Origin of the sequence: Streptomyces sp. NBC_01537 (assembly GCF_045040445.1) — a bacterium.
In the GTDB taxonomy this organism is placed as follows: Bacteria; Actinomycetota; Actinomycetes; order Streptomycetales; family Streptomycetaceae; genus Actinacidiphila.
Genome location: NZ_CP109392.1, coordinates 9428083 through 9443222 on the forward strand (window position 1 = coordinate 9428083; position 15140 = coordinate 9443222).

At 73.9% G+C, this 15140-nt stretch carries 17 protein-coding genes; 12 read left to right on the forward strand and 5 right to left on the reverse strand.

The genetic code is table 11. The features are described from left to right. The first annotated feature begins 19 nt into the window (after positions 1 to 19). Positions 20 to 874, forward strand: coding sequence for a spermidine synthase (locus OG607_RS43115; RefSeq protein ID WP_405735583.1), 855 nt, complete (start codon positions 20 to 22; stop codon positions 872 to 874). Here the strand turns inward: OG607_RS43115 and OG607_RS43120 are convergent. After that, the gene (locus OG607_RS43120; RefSeq protein WP_405735585.1) at positions 814 to 2124 is read right to left on the reverse strand and encodes an MFS transporter; all 1311 of its coding nucleotides are present in this window, start codon (positions 2122 to 2124) and stop codon (positions 814 to 816) included. The two genes, OG607_RS43115 and OG607_RS43120, sit on opposite strands and share 61 nt — an antisense overlap. Positions 2125 to 2271: 147 nt before the next feature. Here OG607_RS43120 and OG607_RS43125 point away from each other — a divergent pair, with 147 nt between their 5' ends. Further along, positions 2272 to 2724 carry a DUF4442 domain-containing protein gene (locus OG607_RS43125; RefSeq protein WP_405735587.1) on the forward strand — a complete coding sequence of 151 codons (453 nt, stop codon included), beginning with the start codon at positions 2272 to 2274 and terminating at the stop codon, positions 2722 to 2724. 44 nt (positions 2725 to 2768) lie between these two features. Further along, positions 2769 to 3419, forward strand: coding sequence for a DedA family protein (locus tag OG607_RS43130; RefSeq protein WP_405735590.1), 651 nt, complete (start codon positions 2769 to 2771; stop codon positions 3417 to 3419). A gap of 3 nt (positions 3420 to 3422) precedes the next feature. Here OG607_RS43130 and OG607_RS43135 read toward each other — a convergent pair whose 3' ends face one another. Continuing rightward, complete coding sequence (locus OG607_RS43135; RefSeq protein ID WP_405735593.1) at positions 3423 to 3977, reverse strand: gamma carbonic anhydrase family protein; 555 nt, start codon at positions 3975 to 3977, stop codon at positions 3423 to 3425. Between the two features lie 123 nt (positions 3978 to 4100). On the opposite strand from OG607_RS43135, the gene OG607_RS43140 reads away from it, so the two are divergent. The 3 genes from OG607_RS43140 to OG607_RS43150 all read left to right on the forward strand — a co-directional run bounded on the left by OG607_RS43140 (position 4101) and on the right by OG607_RS43150 (position 6453). Beyond that, positions 4101 to 4865 carry an acyltransferase gene (locus OG607_RS43140; RefSeq protein ID WP_405735595.1) on the forward strand — a complete coding sequence of 255 codons (765 nt, stop codon included), beginning with the start codon at positions 4101 to 4103 and terminating at the stop codon, positions 4863 to 4865. A 209-nt stretch (positions 4866 to 5074) separates the two neighbouring features. Beyond that, a complete protein-coding gene (locus tag OG607_RS43145) occupies positions 5075 to 5632 on the forward strand; it encodes a YbaK/EbsC family protein (protein ID WP_405735598.1) in 558 nt (185 codons plus the stop codon). Further along, entirely contained in the window at positions 5629 to 6453 is an 825-nt protein-coding gene (locus OG607_RS43150) for a GNAT family N-acetyltransferase (protein WP_405735600.1), read from the forward strand. The genes OG607_RS43145 and OG607_RS43150 overlap by 4 nt, the downstream gene beginning before the upstream one ends. A 186-nt stretch (positions 6454 to 6639) precedes the next feature. Here the strand turns inward: OG607_RS43150 and OG607_RS43155 are convergent, their stop codons facing one another. Further along, positions 6640 to 7122, reverse strand: a complete 483-nt coding sequence (locus OG607_RS43155) for a GNAT family N-acetyltransferase (RefSeq protein ID WP_405735602.1) — start codon at positions 7120 to 7122, stop codon at positions 6640 to 6642. An 80-nt stretch (positions 7123 to 7202) separates the two neighbouring features. On the opposite strand from OG607_RS43155, the gene OG607_RS43160 reads away from it, so the two are divergent. The 3 genes from OG607_RS43160 to OG607_RS43170 all read left to right on the forward strand — a co-directional run bounded on the left by OG607_RS43160 (position 7203) and on the right by OG607_RS43170 (position 8569). Further along, positions 7203 to 7610 (forward strand): CoA-binding protein, encoded by a 408-nt coding sequence (locus OG607_RS43160; RefSeq protein WP_405737444.1) that lies wholly within the window; start codon positions 7203 to 7205, stop codon positions 7608 to 7610. A 76-nt stretch (positions 7611 to 7686) separates the two neighbouring features. Beyond that, entirely contained in the window at positions 7687 to 7857 is a 171-nt protein-coding gene (locus OG607_RS43165; RefSeq protein WP_405735604.1) for a hydrophobic protein, read from the forward strand. An 85-nt stretch (positions 7858 to 7942) separates the two neighbouring features. Further along, entirely contained in the window at positions 7943 to 8569 is a 627-nt protein-coding gene (locus tag OG607_RS43170; RefSeq protein ID WP_405735607.1) for a YigZ family protein, read from the forward strand. 55 nt (positions 8570 to 8624) lie between these two features. Here the strand turns inward: OG607_RS43170 and OG607_RS43175 are convergent, their stop codons facing one another. Next, complete coding sequence (locus OG607_RS43175) at positions 8625 to 9371, reverse strand: YoaK family protein (protein ID WP_405735609.1); 747 nt, start codon at positions 9369 to 9371, stop codon at positions 8625 to 8627. Between the two features lie 604 nt (positions 9372 to 9975). On the opposite strand from OG607_RS43175, the gene OG607_RS43180 reads away from it, so the two are divergent. Together OG607_RS43180 and OG607_RS43185 are read left to right on the forward strand one after the other, a co-directional pair. Next, positions 9976 to 11139, forward strand: a complete 1164-nt coding sequence (locus OG607_RS43180) for an exonuclease SbcCD subunit D (protein ID WP_405735612.1) — start codon at positions 9976 to 9978, stop codon at positions 11137 to 11139. Further along, a complete protein-coding gene (locus tag OG607_RS43185; protein ID WP_405735613.1) occupies positions 11139 to 14135 on the forward strand; it encodes an AAA family ATPase in 2997 nt (998 codons plus the stop codon). Before OG607_RS43180 ends, OG607_RS43185 begins: the two co-directional genes overlap by 1 nt. Here the strand turns inward: OG607_RS43185 and OG607_RS43190 are convergent. Beyond that, complete coding sequence (locus tag OG607_RS43190) at positions 14100 to 14549, reverse strand: Lrp/AsnC family transcriptional regulator (protein ID WP_405735616.1); 450 nt, start codon at positions 14547 to 14549, stop codon at positions 14100 to 14102. The two genes, OG607_RS43185 and OG607_RS43190, sit on opposite strands and share 36 nt — an antisense overlap. A gap of 94 nt (positions 14550 to 14643) precedes the next feature. Between OG607_RS43190 and OG607_RS43195 the strand changes: the two genes are divergently transcribed. Then, a complete protein-coding gene (locus tag OG607_RS43195; RefSeq protein ID WP_405735619.1) occupies positions 14644 to 15138 on the forward strand; it encodes a rhodanese-like domain-containing protein in 495 nt (164 codons plus the stop codon). Positions 15139 to 15140 lie beyond the last annotated feature (2 nt).

The window sequence follows — 15140 nt, forward strand, 5'->3', positions numbered from 1 at the left end:
GCTGCGCGACAATGGCGCGGTGGACCTCCCCGATCCGATACCCGTCACGCGCACCGTCGACTTCGGCACGGCCAAGCTGCTGCCGGACGTCGACCGGCCCCGGGCGTGGCTGCTGACGGTGGACGGGGCGCCGCAGTCGTACGTGGACCTGGACGAGCCGGCGTATCTGGAGTTCGAGTACACGCGCCGCCTCGCGCACGCGCTGGACGCGGCCGGGCCGGCCGGGGCGCCGCTGGAGGCGGTGCACCTGGGCGGCGGGGCGCTGTCGCTGCCGCGCTATGTCGCGGCGACCCGGCCGGGGTCGCGGCAGCACGTGGTGGAGGGGGACCGGGGGCTGGCGGCACTGGTGGCGGAGTATCTGCCGCTGGACGGCGCGGCGGACGGGATCGCGGTGCACACGCAGGACGCCCGGGCGTGGCTGGAGGGGGCGCCGGACGGGAGCGCGGATGTGCTGGTGGCGGATGTGTTCGGGGGAGCGCGGGTGCCGGCGCATCTGACGTCGGCGGAGTTCCTGCGGGAGGCCGGCCGGGTCGTGCGGCCACAGGGGCTGTATCTGGCGAATCTGGCGGACGCCGCGCCGTTCGACTTCCTGCGCTCGCAGATCGCCACGGTGCGGGGCGTCTTCGGGCAGGTGTGCGTCATCGCCGAGCCGGGCGTGCTGCGCGGGCGGCGTTTCGGGAACACGGTGCTGGTGGCCGCCCGCCATGAGCTGCCGCTGTATCACCTGGCGCGCCGGGTGGCGGCGGACGCGTTCCCGGCGCGGGTGATGCACGGCAGCGCGCTGGAACGGTTCGCCGCCGGGGCGCGACCGGTCTACGACACGGCGGCGGTGCCGTCGCCGGAGCCGCCGGACGGCGCGTTCAGCGTGGGCTGAGGCACGGCGGCGGGTGCCTTCGTACGCGTGAGCCCGCGTACTTCCGGGGCGAACAGGACGGCGCCCGTCAGCAGGACCGTCAGTCCCGCGCAGCCCAGCAGGGCGTAGGAGACACCGAAGGCGTCGGCGGCGGGGCCCGCGAGGGCGGTGCCGACGGGGACGAGGGAGACGGAGCCGAAGATGTCGTAGGCGACGACGCGGGAGAGCTTGTCCTCGGGGATCTCCTGGTGCAGGGCGAGCATCCAGGTGACCCCGAAGACCTCCATGGCCACCCCCTCGACCAGCATCACGGCGATGACCAGCGGGGCCGGTGCGGCGGCCGCGAGGGCGAGCAGCGGGAGGACCTGGGGGAAGATGCAGAGGGTGCCGGCCAGCAGGATCCGGCGGGGCCGCCAGCGCAGCATCAGGAAGCCGCCGGCGACCGTGCCGAGCCCGGAGGCGGCCAGGGCGATGCCCCAGGGGCCGGCGCCGCCGAGGTGCGTGTCGGCGACGAGCGGACCGTAGACCGCCAGGGCGGCGGCGGTGACCGCGTTGACCACCGAGAACTGCACCACGATGGCCCAGAGCCAGCGCCGCGACGCGAACTCCCGCCAGCCGTCGCGCAGGTCGCGCAGCAGGCCGTCGCCCCGCTCGGGACGGGCCAGGTCGCCGATGCGCAGGAAGGCGCGCAGCAGCGCGGCCAGCGCGAAGGAGGTCGCGTCGATGGCGAGGACCCAGCCGGGGCCGAACACGGCGATGAGGGCTCCGGCGAGACCGGCGCCGCCGATGTTCGCGCCGTTCACCCCCATCCGGTAGACGGTGAAGGCGCGCCCGGCGTGCTCACGGTCCACCGTCGCCATGACCATGCCCTCGTTGGCGGGGTAGAAGAAGGCCTGCGCGGTGCCGCCGACGGCCGACAGCGCCGCCATCTGCCAGACGGCGGCGGACCCGGAGAGCACCAGGGCGGCGAAGGCCGCCTGCGAGGCGGCGTTGAGGAGGTTGGCGCCGACCATGACGTGGTGCCGGGGCAGCCGGTCGGCGAGCGCGCCGCCGATGAGCAGGAAGACCACGAGCGGCAGTGTCCGGGACGCCGCGACGAGCCCGATGTCCGTTCCGCTGCCGCCCGCCTGCAGGACGGCGAAGGCGGAGGCGATGGTCACGCCCGAGGAGCCGAGGCCGGAGATGAGGGCCGAGGCGGTCAGCAGCTGGAAGTTCCGCCCGGCCCAGGCGGGCAGGCGCGGGTGGGGGGAGGGTGCGGGGCGGGAGGTCACCGGGTGGACTATGGCGGTGGGCGGGTGCGAATGCCAAGCGACTTTCCGGGCAGGTGACGGCCTTCCTGACAGCCTTCCTCGCAGTCCTCCGGGCAGCCCTCCGCGCCGCCCTCCCACTCTTCATTACTTGCTGGTAACATCCGGCCCATGTCCAAGACACTGCCCTCGACGGGCGAAGTGATGGCGGCCACCGTGCCCATGGTCCGCACCCTCAATCTGGAGTTCGCGGAGACCACCCCCGAGCGCGCCGTGGTCCGGCTGCCCGACCAGCCCGACTTCCACAACCACGTCGGCGGCCCGCATGCCGGAGCCATGTTCACCCTCGCCGAGTCCGCCAGCGGCGCCATCGTCCTCAGCGCCTTCGGCGACCAGCTGTCACGCGCTGTGCCGCTCGCCGTGAAGGCCGAGATCGGGTACCGCAAGCTCGCCATGGGCCCGGTCACCGCCACCGCCGAGCTCGGCCGCCCGGCCGCGGACGTCGTCGCCGAGCTGGACGCGGGGGAGCGCCCCGAGTTCCCCGTCAACGTGACGATCACGCGCGAGGACGGTGCCGTCACCGGCGAGATGATCATCGTCTGGACGCTGCGTCCCAACTCCTGAGCTAGGCTGCCGTAACACCCAGCGCCTTCGGGGAGGAAGCGGCCTTGCACGTCCAGGAGTGGCTTGGGACCATCCCGCCGATCAGCGTCTATCTGCTGGTCGGGCTGGTGATCGGCCTGGAGAGCCTCGGTATCCCGCTGCCTGGTGAGATCATCCTGGTCAGCTCGGCCCTCCTGTCCTCCCAGGGGCACGTCAACCCCTGGATCGTCGGCGCCTGCGCCACCGCCGGGGCCATCGTCGGCGACTCCATCGGCTACGCGATCGGCCGCCGCGGCGGGCGGCCACTGCTCGAAAAGCTCGGCCGCCGCTTCCCCAAGCACTTCTCGCCCGGCCATGTCGCCACCGCCGAGGCCTCCTTCGAGCGCTGGGGCATGTGGGCGGTGTTCTTCGGCCGCTTCGTCGCGCTGCTGCGGATCTTCGCCGGACCGCTGGCGGGCGTGCTGCGGATGCCGTACTGGAAGTTCCTCACCGCCAATGTGCTCGGCGGCATCGGCTGGGCGGGTGGCACCACGGCGGTCATCTACTACGTCGGCGTGGTGGCCGAACCATGGCTCAAGCGTTTCTCCTGGCTCGGCCTGCTCGTGGCCGTGCTGTTCGGCGCCGGCTCCTTCCTGCTCGTACGGCGTCGGGCGAAGGCCGCCATGCGGTCCGGGGCGGAGTCCGAGTCCGAGCCCGCGGCGGCCACCGCCGACTGAGGCTCAGGTTTCAAGGCTCTGGCCGTCCGCGAAGGCATCGCGGTGCGCCGTCGCCAGCAGCACGTAGTGGTCTGCGTTGAGCCGGATCAGGTCCCGCTCCTCGGTGGTCAGTTCGCGCCGCACCTTGGCCGGCATCCCGGCCACCAGGGACCCCGGGGGCACCTGCATGCCCTGCGGGACCAGGGCGTTGGCGGCGATCAGGGAGCCCGTGCCGATGTGGGCGCCGTTGAGGACGGTGGAGCCCATGCCGACCAGGACGTCGTCCTCGATCACGCAGCCGTGCAGGACCGCGTTGTGGCCGACGGTGACCCGCTCGCCGAGGACCACGGGGAAGCCGAGGTCGGCGTGCACGCTGCAGTTGTCCTGGACGTTGCTGCCGGCGCCGAGGGTGATCGACTCGCAGTCGCCGCGCAGCACCGCGTGGTACCAGACACTCGATCCGGCCCCCATCCGCACATTGCCCAGGACCACTGACGTCGGCGCCGTGTACGCCTCCGGATCCAGCTCCGGCCGGTGTCCCGCCACGCCCGCCACCAACGCGCCCGTCCGCTCGCCCATGAGGTTCCCGCCTCGCTCTCGTCGCCTACGGTGTGCCGTGGAGCACCGTAGCGTCACCGCCGTGGTCATCCGGTGGCGGGTGCGGAACGGCTGGGCGATACGCCTGCGCGGTACGGTGAACATGTGCCGAAAAACGAGAACCTGTTCTCTTCCCTGGGGGCCTGGCGTCGCCGCGCCGCCTCCCGCGCGGTCCACCTCGGGTGGCGCTGGGTGCAGTCCGCCGGCGCCGTGACCGCCGAGCGCCCGGGACCGCTGCGCTTCGGCCGAATAGGCACCGGCACCCGCCTCGCCTTCCCCCAGGGCACCGTCTTCGGCGAGCCCTGGATCCACCTGGGCGACCACTGCATCATCGGCGAGCAGGTCACCCTCACCGCCGGCATGATGCCCGGCCTCGACCTCGGCCCCGACCCGGTCCTGCGGCTCGGCAACGGTGTCGTCCTGGGCCGCGGCAGCCATGTGATCGCCTCGCGGCCCGTCGTCTTCGGCGACGACGTCTTCTGCGGCCCCTATGTCTACGTCACCAGCGACAACCACTCCTACGACGACCCCGATCAGCCCGTCGGCCGCCAGTGGCCGCGCTCCGCCCCCGTGGAGATCGGCTCCGGAAGCTGGCTCGGCGCCGGCGCGGTGATCCTCCCGGGCGCCCGGCTCGGCCGCAACGTCGTGGTCGCGGCCGGCGCCGTCGTACGGGGCGAGATCCCCGACCACTGCGTCGTCGCCGGCGCCCCCGCCCGCGTCGTACGCCGCTGGGACCCCGTCGCCGGCTGGCAGCCGCCGCTGCGCACGCCCCCGCCGGTGCCGATCCCCGACGGGGCGACGGCGCAGCAGCTCATCGCGCTGGCGGCCGCCCTGGAATCGGATGCGGAAGGCGCGGAGCGGCTGGGCTAGGCCCTGTCGTCAAAATGGCGCCGGCTGCCCGGAGGGCGGGTCCCGCGGCGTCTGGCGTGGTGCATCGCAAGGCGGAGATTCGCCCTCGTAGTGGGCTACTCGGGCGATTCGACAACGCAGCGAGGCACCGCCCGCCGCGCCAGCGGCTGATGTCACTGCGGCGTCGCGGGACAGGCGGGATTTTGACGACAGGGCCTAGCGTGCTTCATATGACCGCGCCCATAGGAAACTTCGACGAGGCCCGCCCCGCGGCGGACGTCCTCGACCTGCTCGCCCCGCCCGTCGCCGCCGCGCTCGCGGCCTGGCAGGGCGAGGTGCCGGCCGAGCAGCTGATCCATGTCGACAGCGATCCCGACAAGGCCGACACCGCGGTCTGGGCCGAGACCTACGGCGTGACGATGGAGCAGTCCGCCAACTGCGTGGTCGTCGCCGGCAAGCGCGGCCAGGACGTCACCCTCGCCGCCTGCGTCGTGCTCGCCACCACCCGCGCCGACGTCAACGGCCTGGTCCGCCGCCACCTCGGCGCCCGCAAGGCCTCCTTCGCCCCGATGGACACCGCGGTGGGCGAGTCCGGCATGGAGTACGGCGGCATCACCCCCATCGGCCTGCCGCCCGGCTGGCCGCTGCTCATCGACGCGGCCGTCGCCGACTCCCCGTACGTCGTCATCGGCAGCGGCCGTCGGCGCGGCAAGCTCCTCGTACCCGGCAAGGCCCTGGCCGGACTGCCCGGCGCCGTCGTCCTCGAAGGCCTGGGCGTGGCCGTATGAGCGTGCTCGAACAGCTGGAGGGCTTCTACGACGCCGTGCCCCGGGCCGGTGCGCGCACCGAGGACCACGGGCCGCTCACCCTCTTCGTGCGCAACGGCGCGGGCTGGCCCTTCTACGCGCGCCCCGCGCTAGGCCACCCCGGCCCGGTCAGCGCGGCCGACGTGGCGCGGGTGCGCGCCCGGCAGCGCCAACTCGGCGTGCCGGAGGCCTTCGAGTGGGTCGACGAGACCGCGCCCACGCTGCGCGCGGCGGCCGAGGAGGCCGGCCTGGCCGTCCACGCGCACCCCCTGATGGTCCTGGACCCGGCCGCCGCCGAACCGGGGCCGCCCGCCTCGTCGGTGCTGTCCGAAGGCCTGTCCGTACGCATCCTGACGTCCGCCGACCCCGCGCTGCCCACCGCCCTCACCGTCCCCCACCTGGCCTTTGCCGACCCCGGCACCCACATAGGCACCGCCGGCACCAACAGCCTCACCGCCCTGGTGCCGCTGCACGCCGACCCCGCCGCCGTCGAGCGGGCCACCGCCCGCATCGACGCCGGGCTCACCGTCTTCGCCGCCGCCGTCGACGGCACGACGGCGCTGTGCGCGGGCCAGTACAACCCCGTCGGCGAGGTCTGCGAGATCGTCGGCATCGGCACCCTCCCCGCCGCCCGCCGCCGCGGCCTCGCCTACGCCGTCACCGCCGCCCTCGTCGAGGACGCCCTGGCGCACGGCCTGCGCACGGTCTTCCTGTCCGCCGGGGACGAGGACGTCGCCCGCATCTACGCCAGGCTGGGCTTCCGCCGCGTCGGCACGGCCCTGATCGCCGAACCATCCCCCTAGGCCCTGTCCGGGCGATCATGGCCGGGTCCGCGACGCCGCGGTGACATCAGCCGCTGGCGCGGCGGGCGGCACCTCGCGGCGTTGCCGAAAAGCCCACAGACGAACCAGTCTGCGGGCATTCCGGCGCCTTGCGATGCACCGCGCCAGACGCCGCGGCCTATCCGACCCTGATCGCCCGGACAGGGCCTAGATCAGGCGGACGTCGAGCGACAGCGCGGTCGAGTGCTCCGCGAAGCCCATGCTGCGGTACATGTGCTCGGCGTCGGGAAAGGCGTGCAGGTCGACCCGCGAGACGCCGTGCCCGGCCAGCCACTCCAGCAGCCGTTCCGTCGTCGCCCGCGCGTAACCCCGGCCCCGGTACCGCTCGTCGGTGGACACGGTGAAGATGAAGCCGAACCGGCCCGTCGGATGCCCCGGCGCAGGCAGCCGCTGCTCCATGGTGCCGACCGCGCACGCGGCCAGATGCGGCCCGCCGTCGCCGGGGTCGCCGTCCACGACGAACGCGCCCAGCACCGCGCCCTGCCCGGCCAACTGGGCGCGGAGCAGCCGCTCGGCCGTCGCCTCCCACTCGCCGGGCTCGTCGACGCCCTTCATCGCGTGGAACATCAGCCGGCGCAACCGCACCAGCTCGGGGGCGTCGCCGGGTATCGCGAGGCGTGCGTCGATCATGGCCGCACGCTACCGGGAATCTCCGCGGGACGAGGCTCGTTGGCCAGGACATGAGTCCGGTGAACCCGCAGGAGGCAGCCGTGTACGGCGATCCCGACACCGTCGAGAAGATCCTCAGGGAGCTCGGTGACACCTGGGCCGTGGTGGGCCTGTCGGGCAACCAGCGGCGCGCGGCGTACGGCGTCGCGGCCGTGCTGCAGCGCTACGGCAAGCGGATCGTGCCCGTCCACCCGAAGGCGGAGACCGTACACGGGGAGAAGGGGTATGCCTCGCTCGCGGAGATTCCCTTCCCCGTCGATGTCGTGGACGTGTTCGTGAACTCCGAGCTCGCCGGGCCCGTCGCCGACGAAGCGGTGGAGATCGGCGCGAGCGCGGTCTGGTTCCAGCTCGGCGTCATCGACGACGAGGCCTACGACCGGGTGCGGGACGCGGGCCTGACGATGGTCATGGACCGCTGCCCGGCCATCGAGATACCGAGGCTGCGCTGACCGTACAGCGGACGCGCACAGCTGACGCGTAGAGCGGTGCATTTCGGGCACGCGCACCTTCGAGGAGGTGCAGAAAATGGTTCCGCTGCTACTGGTACTGCTTCTTGTCCTGGTGCTCTTCGGCGCGGGGTTCGCCCTGAAGGTTCTCTGGTGGATCGCGCTCATCGTGCTGGTGCTCTGGCTGCTCGGCTTCGTCACGCGCGGCTCCGCTCCCGGCGGGGGCAGGTCGCGCTGGTACCGCTGGTAGAGCTCGTGAAGGAGGCCCAGCTCAGGCGCGCCCTGGGCAGCTGACCCCCGTATCCCGCCATGTCCCCGCCGCATAGGGTGGGGACATGGCGGAGCGGTATCTGACGGTCGCGCGCGAAGGCGTCCACGAGAGCGAGATCAAACGCTCGCGCTTCCTGTGCACCCTCGCCCCGGCCGCCACCGAGGAAGCCGCCCAGGACGTCATCGCCCGCATCCGCAAGGACCACCCCACCGCCACCCACAACTGCTTCGCCTACGTCATCGGCCCGGACGGCCGCCTCCACAAGGCCTCCGACGACGGCGAACCCGGCGGCACCGCGGGCACCCCCATGCTCCAGGTGCTGCTCCGCCGCGAGATCCGCGATGTCGTGGCCGTCGTGACCCGCTACTACGGCGGTGTCCAGCTCGGCGCCGGAGGCCTGGTCCGTGCGTACGGCGGCGCTGTCTCGGCCGCCCTCGACGCCCTCGGTGTCATCGAGCGGCGCAAGCTCGCCCTGGTCGCGGTGGCCGTCGACCACCAGCGCGCCGGCAAGCTGGAGAACGACCTGCGGACGGCGGGCCGCGCCGTGCGCGGGGTCTCCTACGGCTCGGACGTGACGATCGACCTGGGCATCCCGGAGGAGGAACTCCCGCAGTTCCGCGCCTGGCTGGCGGATGCGACCGCCGGGTCGGCGACGGCCGTGGCGACCGGAACGGCGTACGTCGACGTCTAGGGTCTGTCCGGCGGGTCTGGCGCGGACCGGGCCAAGATCCGCCGGACAGGCCGCCCTAGGGCCTGTCCGGCAGCGGGGCGGTCCAGCTTCCGGCGGTGCGGGTCAGCGCGAAGGTGGCGGCGGTCGTGATGGTGAGCACAAGGGCGGCGAACAGCAGGGGCAGCGCGGGGTGGCCGTGCAGGATGGCGAGGGCGCCGCAGAGGGCGCCGGTGAGCATGGCCACCGTCGAGAGCAGCCGTGAGCCGGCCTTGCTGCCGCTGCCGCCCGCGGCCCGGCTGTCGGAGGCCATGCCGGTGATGGTGAAGGTCAGGACGGTGGTCATCAGGTCGGGCACCTTCAGCGCGCGGGCGGCGGCATTCTGTACGCCCATGCCGAGGGCGAGCGACACGATCAGCCAGTAGCGCGGACCGCCCGTGAACGGGGCATCGCCGGCCTGCGCGATCACGTATGCCGCGAGGACCAGTCCGGTCTGCGACACGAGCGCCAGAAACAGCAACCGCCCGCGGTCGGCGTGGGCGCGGTGGGCGATGCGGCCGCCGAGCAGGGCGCCCAGGACGAACGCGCCGAGGGCCGTCAGTGAGGCGGCCGGGGAGAACTCGGCGGCCCCGGCGAGGGCGAAGCCGGACAGTACGACATTGCCGGTCATGTTGGCGACGAAGACGTGCCCCAGCGCCAGAAAACTGAAGGCGTCCACGAGGCCGGTGACCACGGTCAGGGCGAGCATCAGCGGCGGCAGCGGGCCGTGACGGTCCTTCATGTCCGGGACCAGGGTGGTCCACGCTTCGCGCAGCACGACAAGCACGGGACGCTCCGAAACCTCGTTCTCCTGGCGGATTCTCCCAGCCTGTGACGATCAGGGCGTTCTGTCCAACGCGCGGATGCGGATTCGGCGATCTGCCGTGCCGTCAGGCACCCCGCTGGTGCGGCGTCCGCTCGTCCTGTTCGAGTGCGTCCGCTCTCGCCGGCCCGCGGGCGTTGCGCTCGGCGAGCGGGGCGAGCCGCTGGGCGTCGGACAGGCCGCGCCGGCCTCGGCTCGGCGGCGAAGGCGGCCCTGGTTCTGCCGGTCCGCTCGGTCGCCGGCCTCGCGGTATGCAACCTGCTGCGGTTACGCGGCCGGACCCTGCTCGGCGCGTCCGGACCGGCCCTCGGGGTGGCGGCCTTCACCGTACTGCTCGCCCTCACCCTCGCTCTCCTGAGCGGGAGATCCGCAACACAGCGGACATTTATGGTCATCCGGCCCCTGAATCCGGTGAAAAACTGAGGTCAGTGGTGGACCAGGTGCTGACCGGCGCTAGCGTGGTCAGGTGCCGGCGGCCGGACCCCATCCGGACCCAACGCCGGTTCATACCGGTTCATGCCGGTTCCGGGGGGCGGACGAGGGAAAGAGTGCGGGTCGGAGCGTCACCATGAGAATTCTGCACACCTCCGACTGGCACCTGGGGCGGTCCTTCCATCGCGTCGGCCTGCTGGACGCCCAAGCGGCGTTCATCGACCACCTCATCGCCACCGTGCGCGACGAACGCGTCGACGCCGTGCTCGTCGCCGGGGACGTCTACGACCGGGCGCTGCCCTCGCTGCCCGCAGTCGAGCTGTTCGACGACGCCCTGCACCGGCTGGCCGCCCTGGGCGTGCCCACGGTCATGATCTCCGGCAACCACGACTCGGCCCGCCGCCTCGGCGTGGCCGCCGGGCTCATCGAGCGCGCCGGGATCCACCTCCGTACGGACCCGGCGGGCTGCGCGACCCCCGTCCTCCTGGCGGATGCCCACGGCGAGGTCGCCTTCTACGGCCTGCCGTATCTCGAACCGGCCCTGGTCCGCGAGGAGTTCGAGCTCGGGCGCGCCGGACACACCGAGGTGCTGGCCGCCGCCATGGACCGGGTGCGGGCCGACCTGGCGGGACGTCCGGCGGGGACCCGGTCTGTGGTGCTGGCCCATGCCTTCGTCACCGGCGGGGCGGCCTGCGACAGCGAGCGGGACATCACGGTGGGCGGCGTGGCGGCCGTGCCGGCGGAGGTCTTCGACGGGGTGGACTATGCGGCACTGGGGCATCTGCACGGATGCCAGCGCATCACGGACCGGGTCCGCTACTCCGGCTCGCCGATCGCGTACTCCTTCTCGGAGGCGGACCACCGCAAGAGCATGTGGCTGGTCGACCTCGGCGCGGACGGGGCGGTCCGCGCCGAGCGCGTCGACTGCCCGGTGCCGCGCCCGCTGGCCAGGATCCGGGGCCGGCTCGACGACCTGCTGACCGACCCGGCGTACGACAGGCACGAGGAGGCGTGGGTCGAGGCGACCCTCACCGACCCGGCCCGCCCGCACGAGCCCATGGCGCGGCTGCGCAAGCGGTTCCCGCATGCCCTGGCGCTGGCCTTCGAGCCGGAACGGACCGGCGAGGACTCGCCGGCCTCGTACGCGCAGCGGCTGCGCGGCCGCACCGACCAGCAGATCGCGGAGGACTTCGTGGCGCACGTACGCGGCGGCAACGCGGCCGACGCCCGGGAGCGGGCCGTGCTGCGCGACGCGTTCGACGCGGTGCGCACCGCCGAGGCCGCGGCGGAGGTCAACTGATGCGCCTGCACCGCCTCACCCTCACCGCCTTCGGCCCCTTCGCGGACTCCCAGAGCGTCGACTTCGACGAGCTGTCCTCGGCCGGGCTCTTCCTGCTGCACGGCCCGACCGGCGCCGGCAAGACCTCCGTCCTGGACGGGGTGTGCTTCGCGCTCTACGGCGGCGTGCCCGGCAGCCGCACGGCGGCCAGGCTGCGCAGCGACCACGCCGACCCGGAGACGATGACCGAGGTGGTCCTCGAACTCACCGTCGGCGGACGGCGGCTGGAGATCACCCGGCGGCCCGAGCAGCTGCGCCCGAAGAAGCGCGGCAGCGGCATGACACCCGAGAAGGCGGTCACGCTGCTGCGCGAGCACACCGGCGGGGCGTGGCGCGCCCTGTCCAAGTCCCACCAGGAGGTGGGTGAGGAACTGCTGCGGCTGATCGGGATGAGCAAGGAGCAGTTCTGCCAGGTCGTCCTGCTGCCCCAGGGCGAGTTCGCGGGCTTCCTGCGGGCCGGCGCCGCCGAGCGGGCCGCCCTGCTCGGCCGGCTGTTCGACACCAGCCGCTTCAAGGCCGTCGAGGACTGGCTCAGGGACCGCCGCCGCGCCTCCGAGCAGCAGATCCGCACCGGCGACGAGGAACTGCTCAACCTCGCCCACCGCATCCAGCAGGAGGCCGGCGAGGGCGCCGAGCCCCCGCAGGACTGGGCGGCGGGCGAGCCCGACCTCGCCGAGCGGATCCTCGCCTGGGCCGCGGTCCTGCGCTGCGGCGCCCGCGAACAGGCCGCCATCGCCCGCCTCGCGCTGGACACCGCCGAGGCCGCGCACACCGGAGCCCAGCATCAGGCGCAGGCGGTACGCGAGCTGTACGCGCTCCAGCAGCGCCACGCCGCCGCCGTCCGCCGCGCCGCCGCTCTCGCCGCCGTACGCCCCGAGCGCGAGGGCCAACTCGCCCGCCTGGAACGGGCCCGCCGCGCCGCCGCCGTCGAACCCGCCCTGGAACTGCGGGAGAAGGCCGCCCGCGAGCACACCGCCGCCCAGTCCGCCGAGCGCGCGGCCAGAACCGGACTGCCGGATGGCCTGGGCCTGGCCGAGGCCGGGGCGGCCCAGCTCACCGAGTACGAGAACCGGCAGCGCGAGGAGCTCGGCGCCCTGACCGAAGCCGGGCGCGCCGAACAGCAGGCCGCCGAAGTTGCCGCCGAACGCGGCTCCCTGGAACGGGAGGCGCGCGGCGCCGAGCAGCTCGTCGCGGACGCCGACGCCTGGCTGGAGGGCTGGGACGGCCGGCGCGAGGCGCTGCGACAGCGCCTGGACGACGCCCAGACAGCAGCCCTGCACGCCGGGGAGCTCACCGCCGCACGCGACCGGGCCCGCCGCCGTCTGGAGGCCGCCCAGGCGCGTGACCGGCACGCCGGCGCCCTGCAAGGGGCCGAGGACCGCCTGCGTACCGCCCGCGACACCGCCGCCGACGCCCGCGAGGCCTGGCACGACACGCGCGAGGCCCGCATCGCAGGCATCGCCGCCGAACTGGCCGCCGAGCTCCACGACGGCCACGCCTGCCTGGTCTGCGGCTCCGACCGGCACCCCGCCCCAGCCCGCCCTTCCGGCCGCCGGGTCACCGCCGACGACGAGGACCGCGCCCAGGGGGTCTACCAGCGGGCCCAGGCCGTCCAGAGCGAGGCCCAGGACGCCGTGAGCCGGGCCGTCGCCGCCCTGGAGGCCGCCCGCGCCGAGGCGGGGCAGACCCCGCTGGCCGAACTCGCCGCCGCCCACGCCGCCGTGGACCGCGAGTACGCCGAGGCCACCGCGACCGCCGCCGGCGCCCGCCCCGCCCGCGAAGCCCTCGACCGCGCCGAGGCCGAGCACACCCGCCGCCTCGCCGACCGCCAGCACGCCGCCACCCGCATCGCCACCCTCACCGCCCACCGCGAGGGCCTCGACCTCCGCCACGCCGACCTCACTGCCCAGCTCACCCGCGCCCGGGGCCCGTACGCCACCGTCGCCGACCGCCGCACCGCCCTCGCCGCCGACATCGCCCGCTCCGCCGAGGCCGCCCGGGCGGTCCGCACCGCCAACGACACCGCCCAGAGCGTCAAGGAAGCCGACGCCCGGCTCGCCGACGCCGCCTACCGCGCCGGGTTCGACACGCCCGAGGCCGCCGCCGCTGCCCTGCTCCCCGACGGCGAGGCCCGGCGCCTTCGCGAGGACGCCGACCAGTGGCAGCGCGAGGAGGCCGCCGTCACCGCCGACCTCACCGCCCTCGACCTGTCCGACGCCGCCGCCCTCCCGCACGCCGACCCCGACCGGGCCGACCGCACCGCCGAAGCCGCCAACCGCCGCCTCCAGCACGCCGCCGCCCGTAACTCCGCAGCCCTGGACCGCTGCGCCGAACTCGACCGCCTCGGCGCCCGGGCGGCAACCCGCACCACCGAACTCGCCCCCGCCCGCGCCGACCACGCCCGCCTGCGGCGCCTCGCCGACCTGGCCGCCGGCACCTCCGGCGAGAACCAGCTCAGGATGGAGCTGGAGACCTACGTCCTGGCGGCCCGCCTCGAACAGGTCGCCGCCGCCGCGAGCCTGCGCCTGCTGCGCATGTCCTCCGGCCGCTACACCCTCGTCCACACCGACGCCAAGGCCTCCCGCGGCTCCCGCTCCGGCCTGGGCCTCCTCGTCCTCGACTCCTGGACCGGCACCGCCCGCGACACCGCCACCCTCTCCGGCGGCGAGACCTTCTTCGCCTCCCTCGCCCTCGCCCTCGGCCTCGCCGACGTCGTCACCGACGAGGCCGGAGGCATGCGCCTGGACACCCTCTTCATCGACGAGGGCTTCGGCAGCCTCGACGAACAGACCCTCGACGAGGTCCTCGACGTCCTGGACGCCCTGCGGGAACGCGACCGCGCCGTCGGCATCGTCAGCCACGTCGCCGACCTCCGCCAGCGCATCCCCGTCCAGCTCCAGCTCCTCAAGGGCCAGCGCGGCTCAACCCTGCGCCACCGCACGGCGGCTGAGCGGTGACGAGTAGACGACGCTGGTGGTCACCGACCCGAGGCCGGCGATGCGGCCCGCGGTCTGTTCCAGATGCCGCATCGACCGGGCGGCGACCTTCATGACGAAGCAGTCGTCGCCCGTGACGTGGTGGGCCTCGAGCACCTCCGGCGTCGTCGCGAGCAGATCGTGGAAGGGCTTGTAGTTGCCGTGCGGGTAGCGCAGCCGTACGAAGGCCAGGATCGGCAGGCCGACCCGGTCGTGGTCGATCACCGCCGAATAGCCGCTGATCACACCGGCCTCCTCCAGGCGGCGTACGCGTTCGGTGACGGCGCTCGGCGACATGGCGACGGCACGGGCGAGCTCGGCGTAGCTGGCGCGGCCGTCGCTCTGGAGGGCTTCGAGGATGCGCCAGTCGGTGGCGTCGAGGGAATGAACGGTCATGGGTGGTGTCTAGCAGGGGATTCCACGGCCAGGCAACGGGATCCCGGGGGATTTCCACTTCCGGGCCTGTCCCGGGATCCGTAGATTTCCGCTCATGACACAGACGACCATCACCGCCGCGACCACGGACAACCCGGTCCTGAGCATCCCCCCGGCCGCCCCCGCGCAGGCCCTCGCCTACTTCGGCGCGAGCCTCGCCTTCCACGCCGACGTCTCCGATGTCGCCGCGGCGCTCGCCGCCGGCGGCGACCCGGGCTTCACCGTGGTGGACTCCCGCTCCACCCAGGCCTGGGACCAGGGGCACATCCCCGGCGCGGTCCACCTCCCGGGCGGCCGGATCCCGCAGCTCGCCGCGGAGCTCCTCGACCCGGCCCGCCCGGTCGTCGTGTACTGCTGGGGCCCGGGCTGCAACGGCGCGACCCGCGCGGCGTTCGCGCTCGCCGGGCTCGGCTACCGGGTCAAGGAAATGCTCGGCGGCATCGAGTACTGGCTGCGCGAGGGCTTCGCCTACGACACCGCCGACGGCGCCGCCCAGCGCCCCGCCGACCCGCTCACCGCGCCGGTCGGTGCGGACGCCTGCGGCTGCTGAGC

Bases quoted from the DNA above. Each gene is read 5' to 3' on its own strand.
- OG607_RS43125 (WP_405735587.1), top strand. From the start codon at position 2,272: ATGTCCAAGACACTGCCCTCGACGGGCGAAGTGATGGCGGCCACCGTG.
- OG607_RS43135 (WP_405735593.1), bottom strand. From the start codon at position 3,977: ATGGGCGAGCGGACGGGCGCGTTGGTGGCGGGCGTGGCGGGACACCGG.
- OG607_RS43145 (WP_405735598.1), top strand. From the start codon at position 5,075: ATGACCGCGCCCATAGGAAACTTCGACGAGGCCCGCCCCGCGGCGGAC.
- OG607_RS43150 (WP_405735600.1), top strand. From the start codon at position 5,629: ATGAGCGTGCTCGAACAGCTGGAGGGCTTCTACGACGCCGTGCCCCGG.
- OG607_RS43155 (WP_405735602.1), bottom strand. From the start codon at position 7,122: ATGATCGACGCACGCCTCGCGATACCCGGCGACGCCCCCGAGCTGGTG.
- OG607_RS43165 (WP_405735604.1), top strand. From the start codon at position 7,687: ATGGTTCCGCTGCTACTGGTACTGCTTCTTGTCCTGGTGCTCTTCGGC.
- OG607_RS43170 (WP_405735607.1), top strand. From the start codon at position 7,943: ATGGCGGAGCGGTATCTGACGGTCGCGCGCGAAGGCGTCCACGAGAGC.
- OG607_RS43180 (WP_405735612.1), top strand. From the start codon at position 9,976: ATGAGAATTCTGCACACCTCCGACTGGCACCTGGGGCGGTCCTTCCAT.
- OG607_RS43185 (WP_405735613.1), top strand. From the start codon at position 11,139: ATGCGCCTGCACCGCCTCACCCTCACCGCCTTCGGCCCCTTCGCGGAC.
- OG607_RS43190 (WP_405735616.1), bottom strand. From the start codon at position 14,549: ATGACCGTTCATTCCCTCGACGCCACCGACTGGCGCATCCTCGAAGCC.
- OG607_RS43195 (WP_405735619.1), top strand. From the start codon at position 14,644: ATGACACAGACGACCATCACCGCCGCGACCACGGACAACCCGGTCCTG.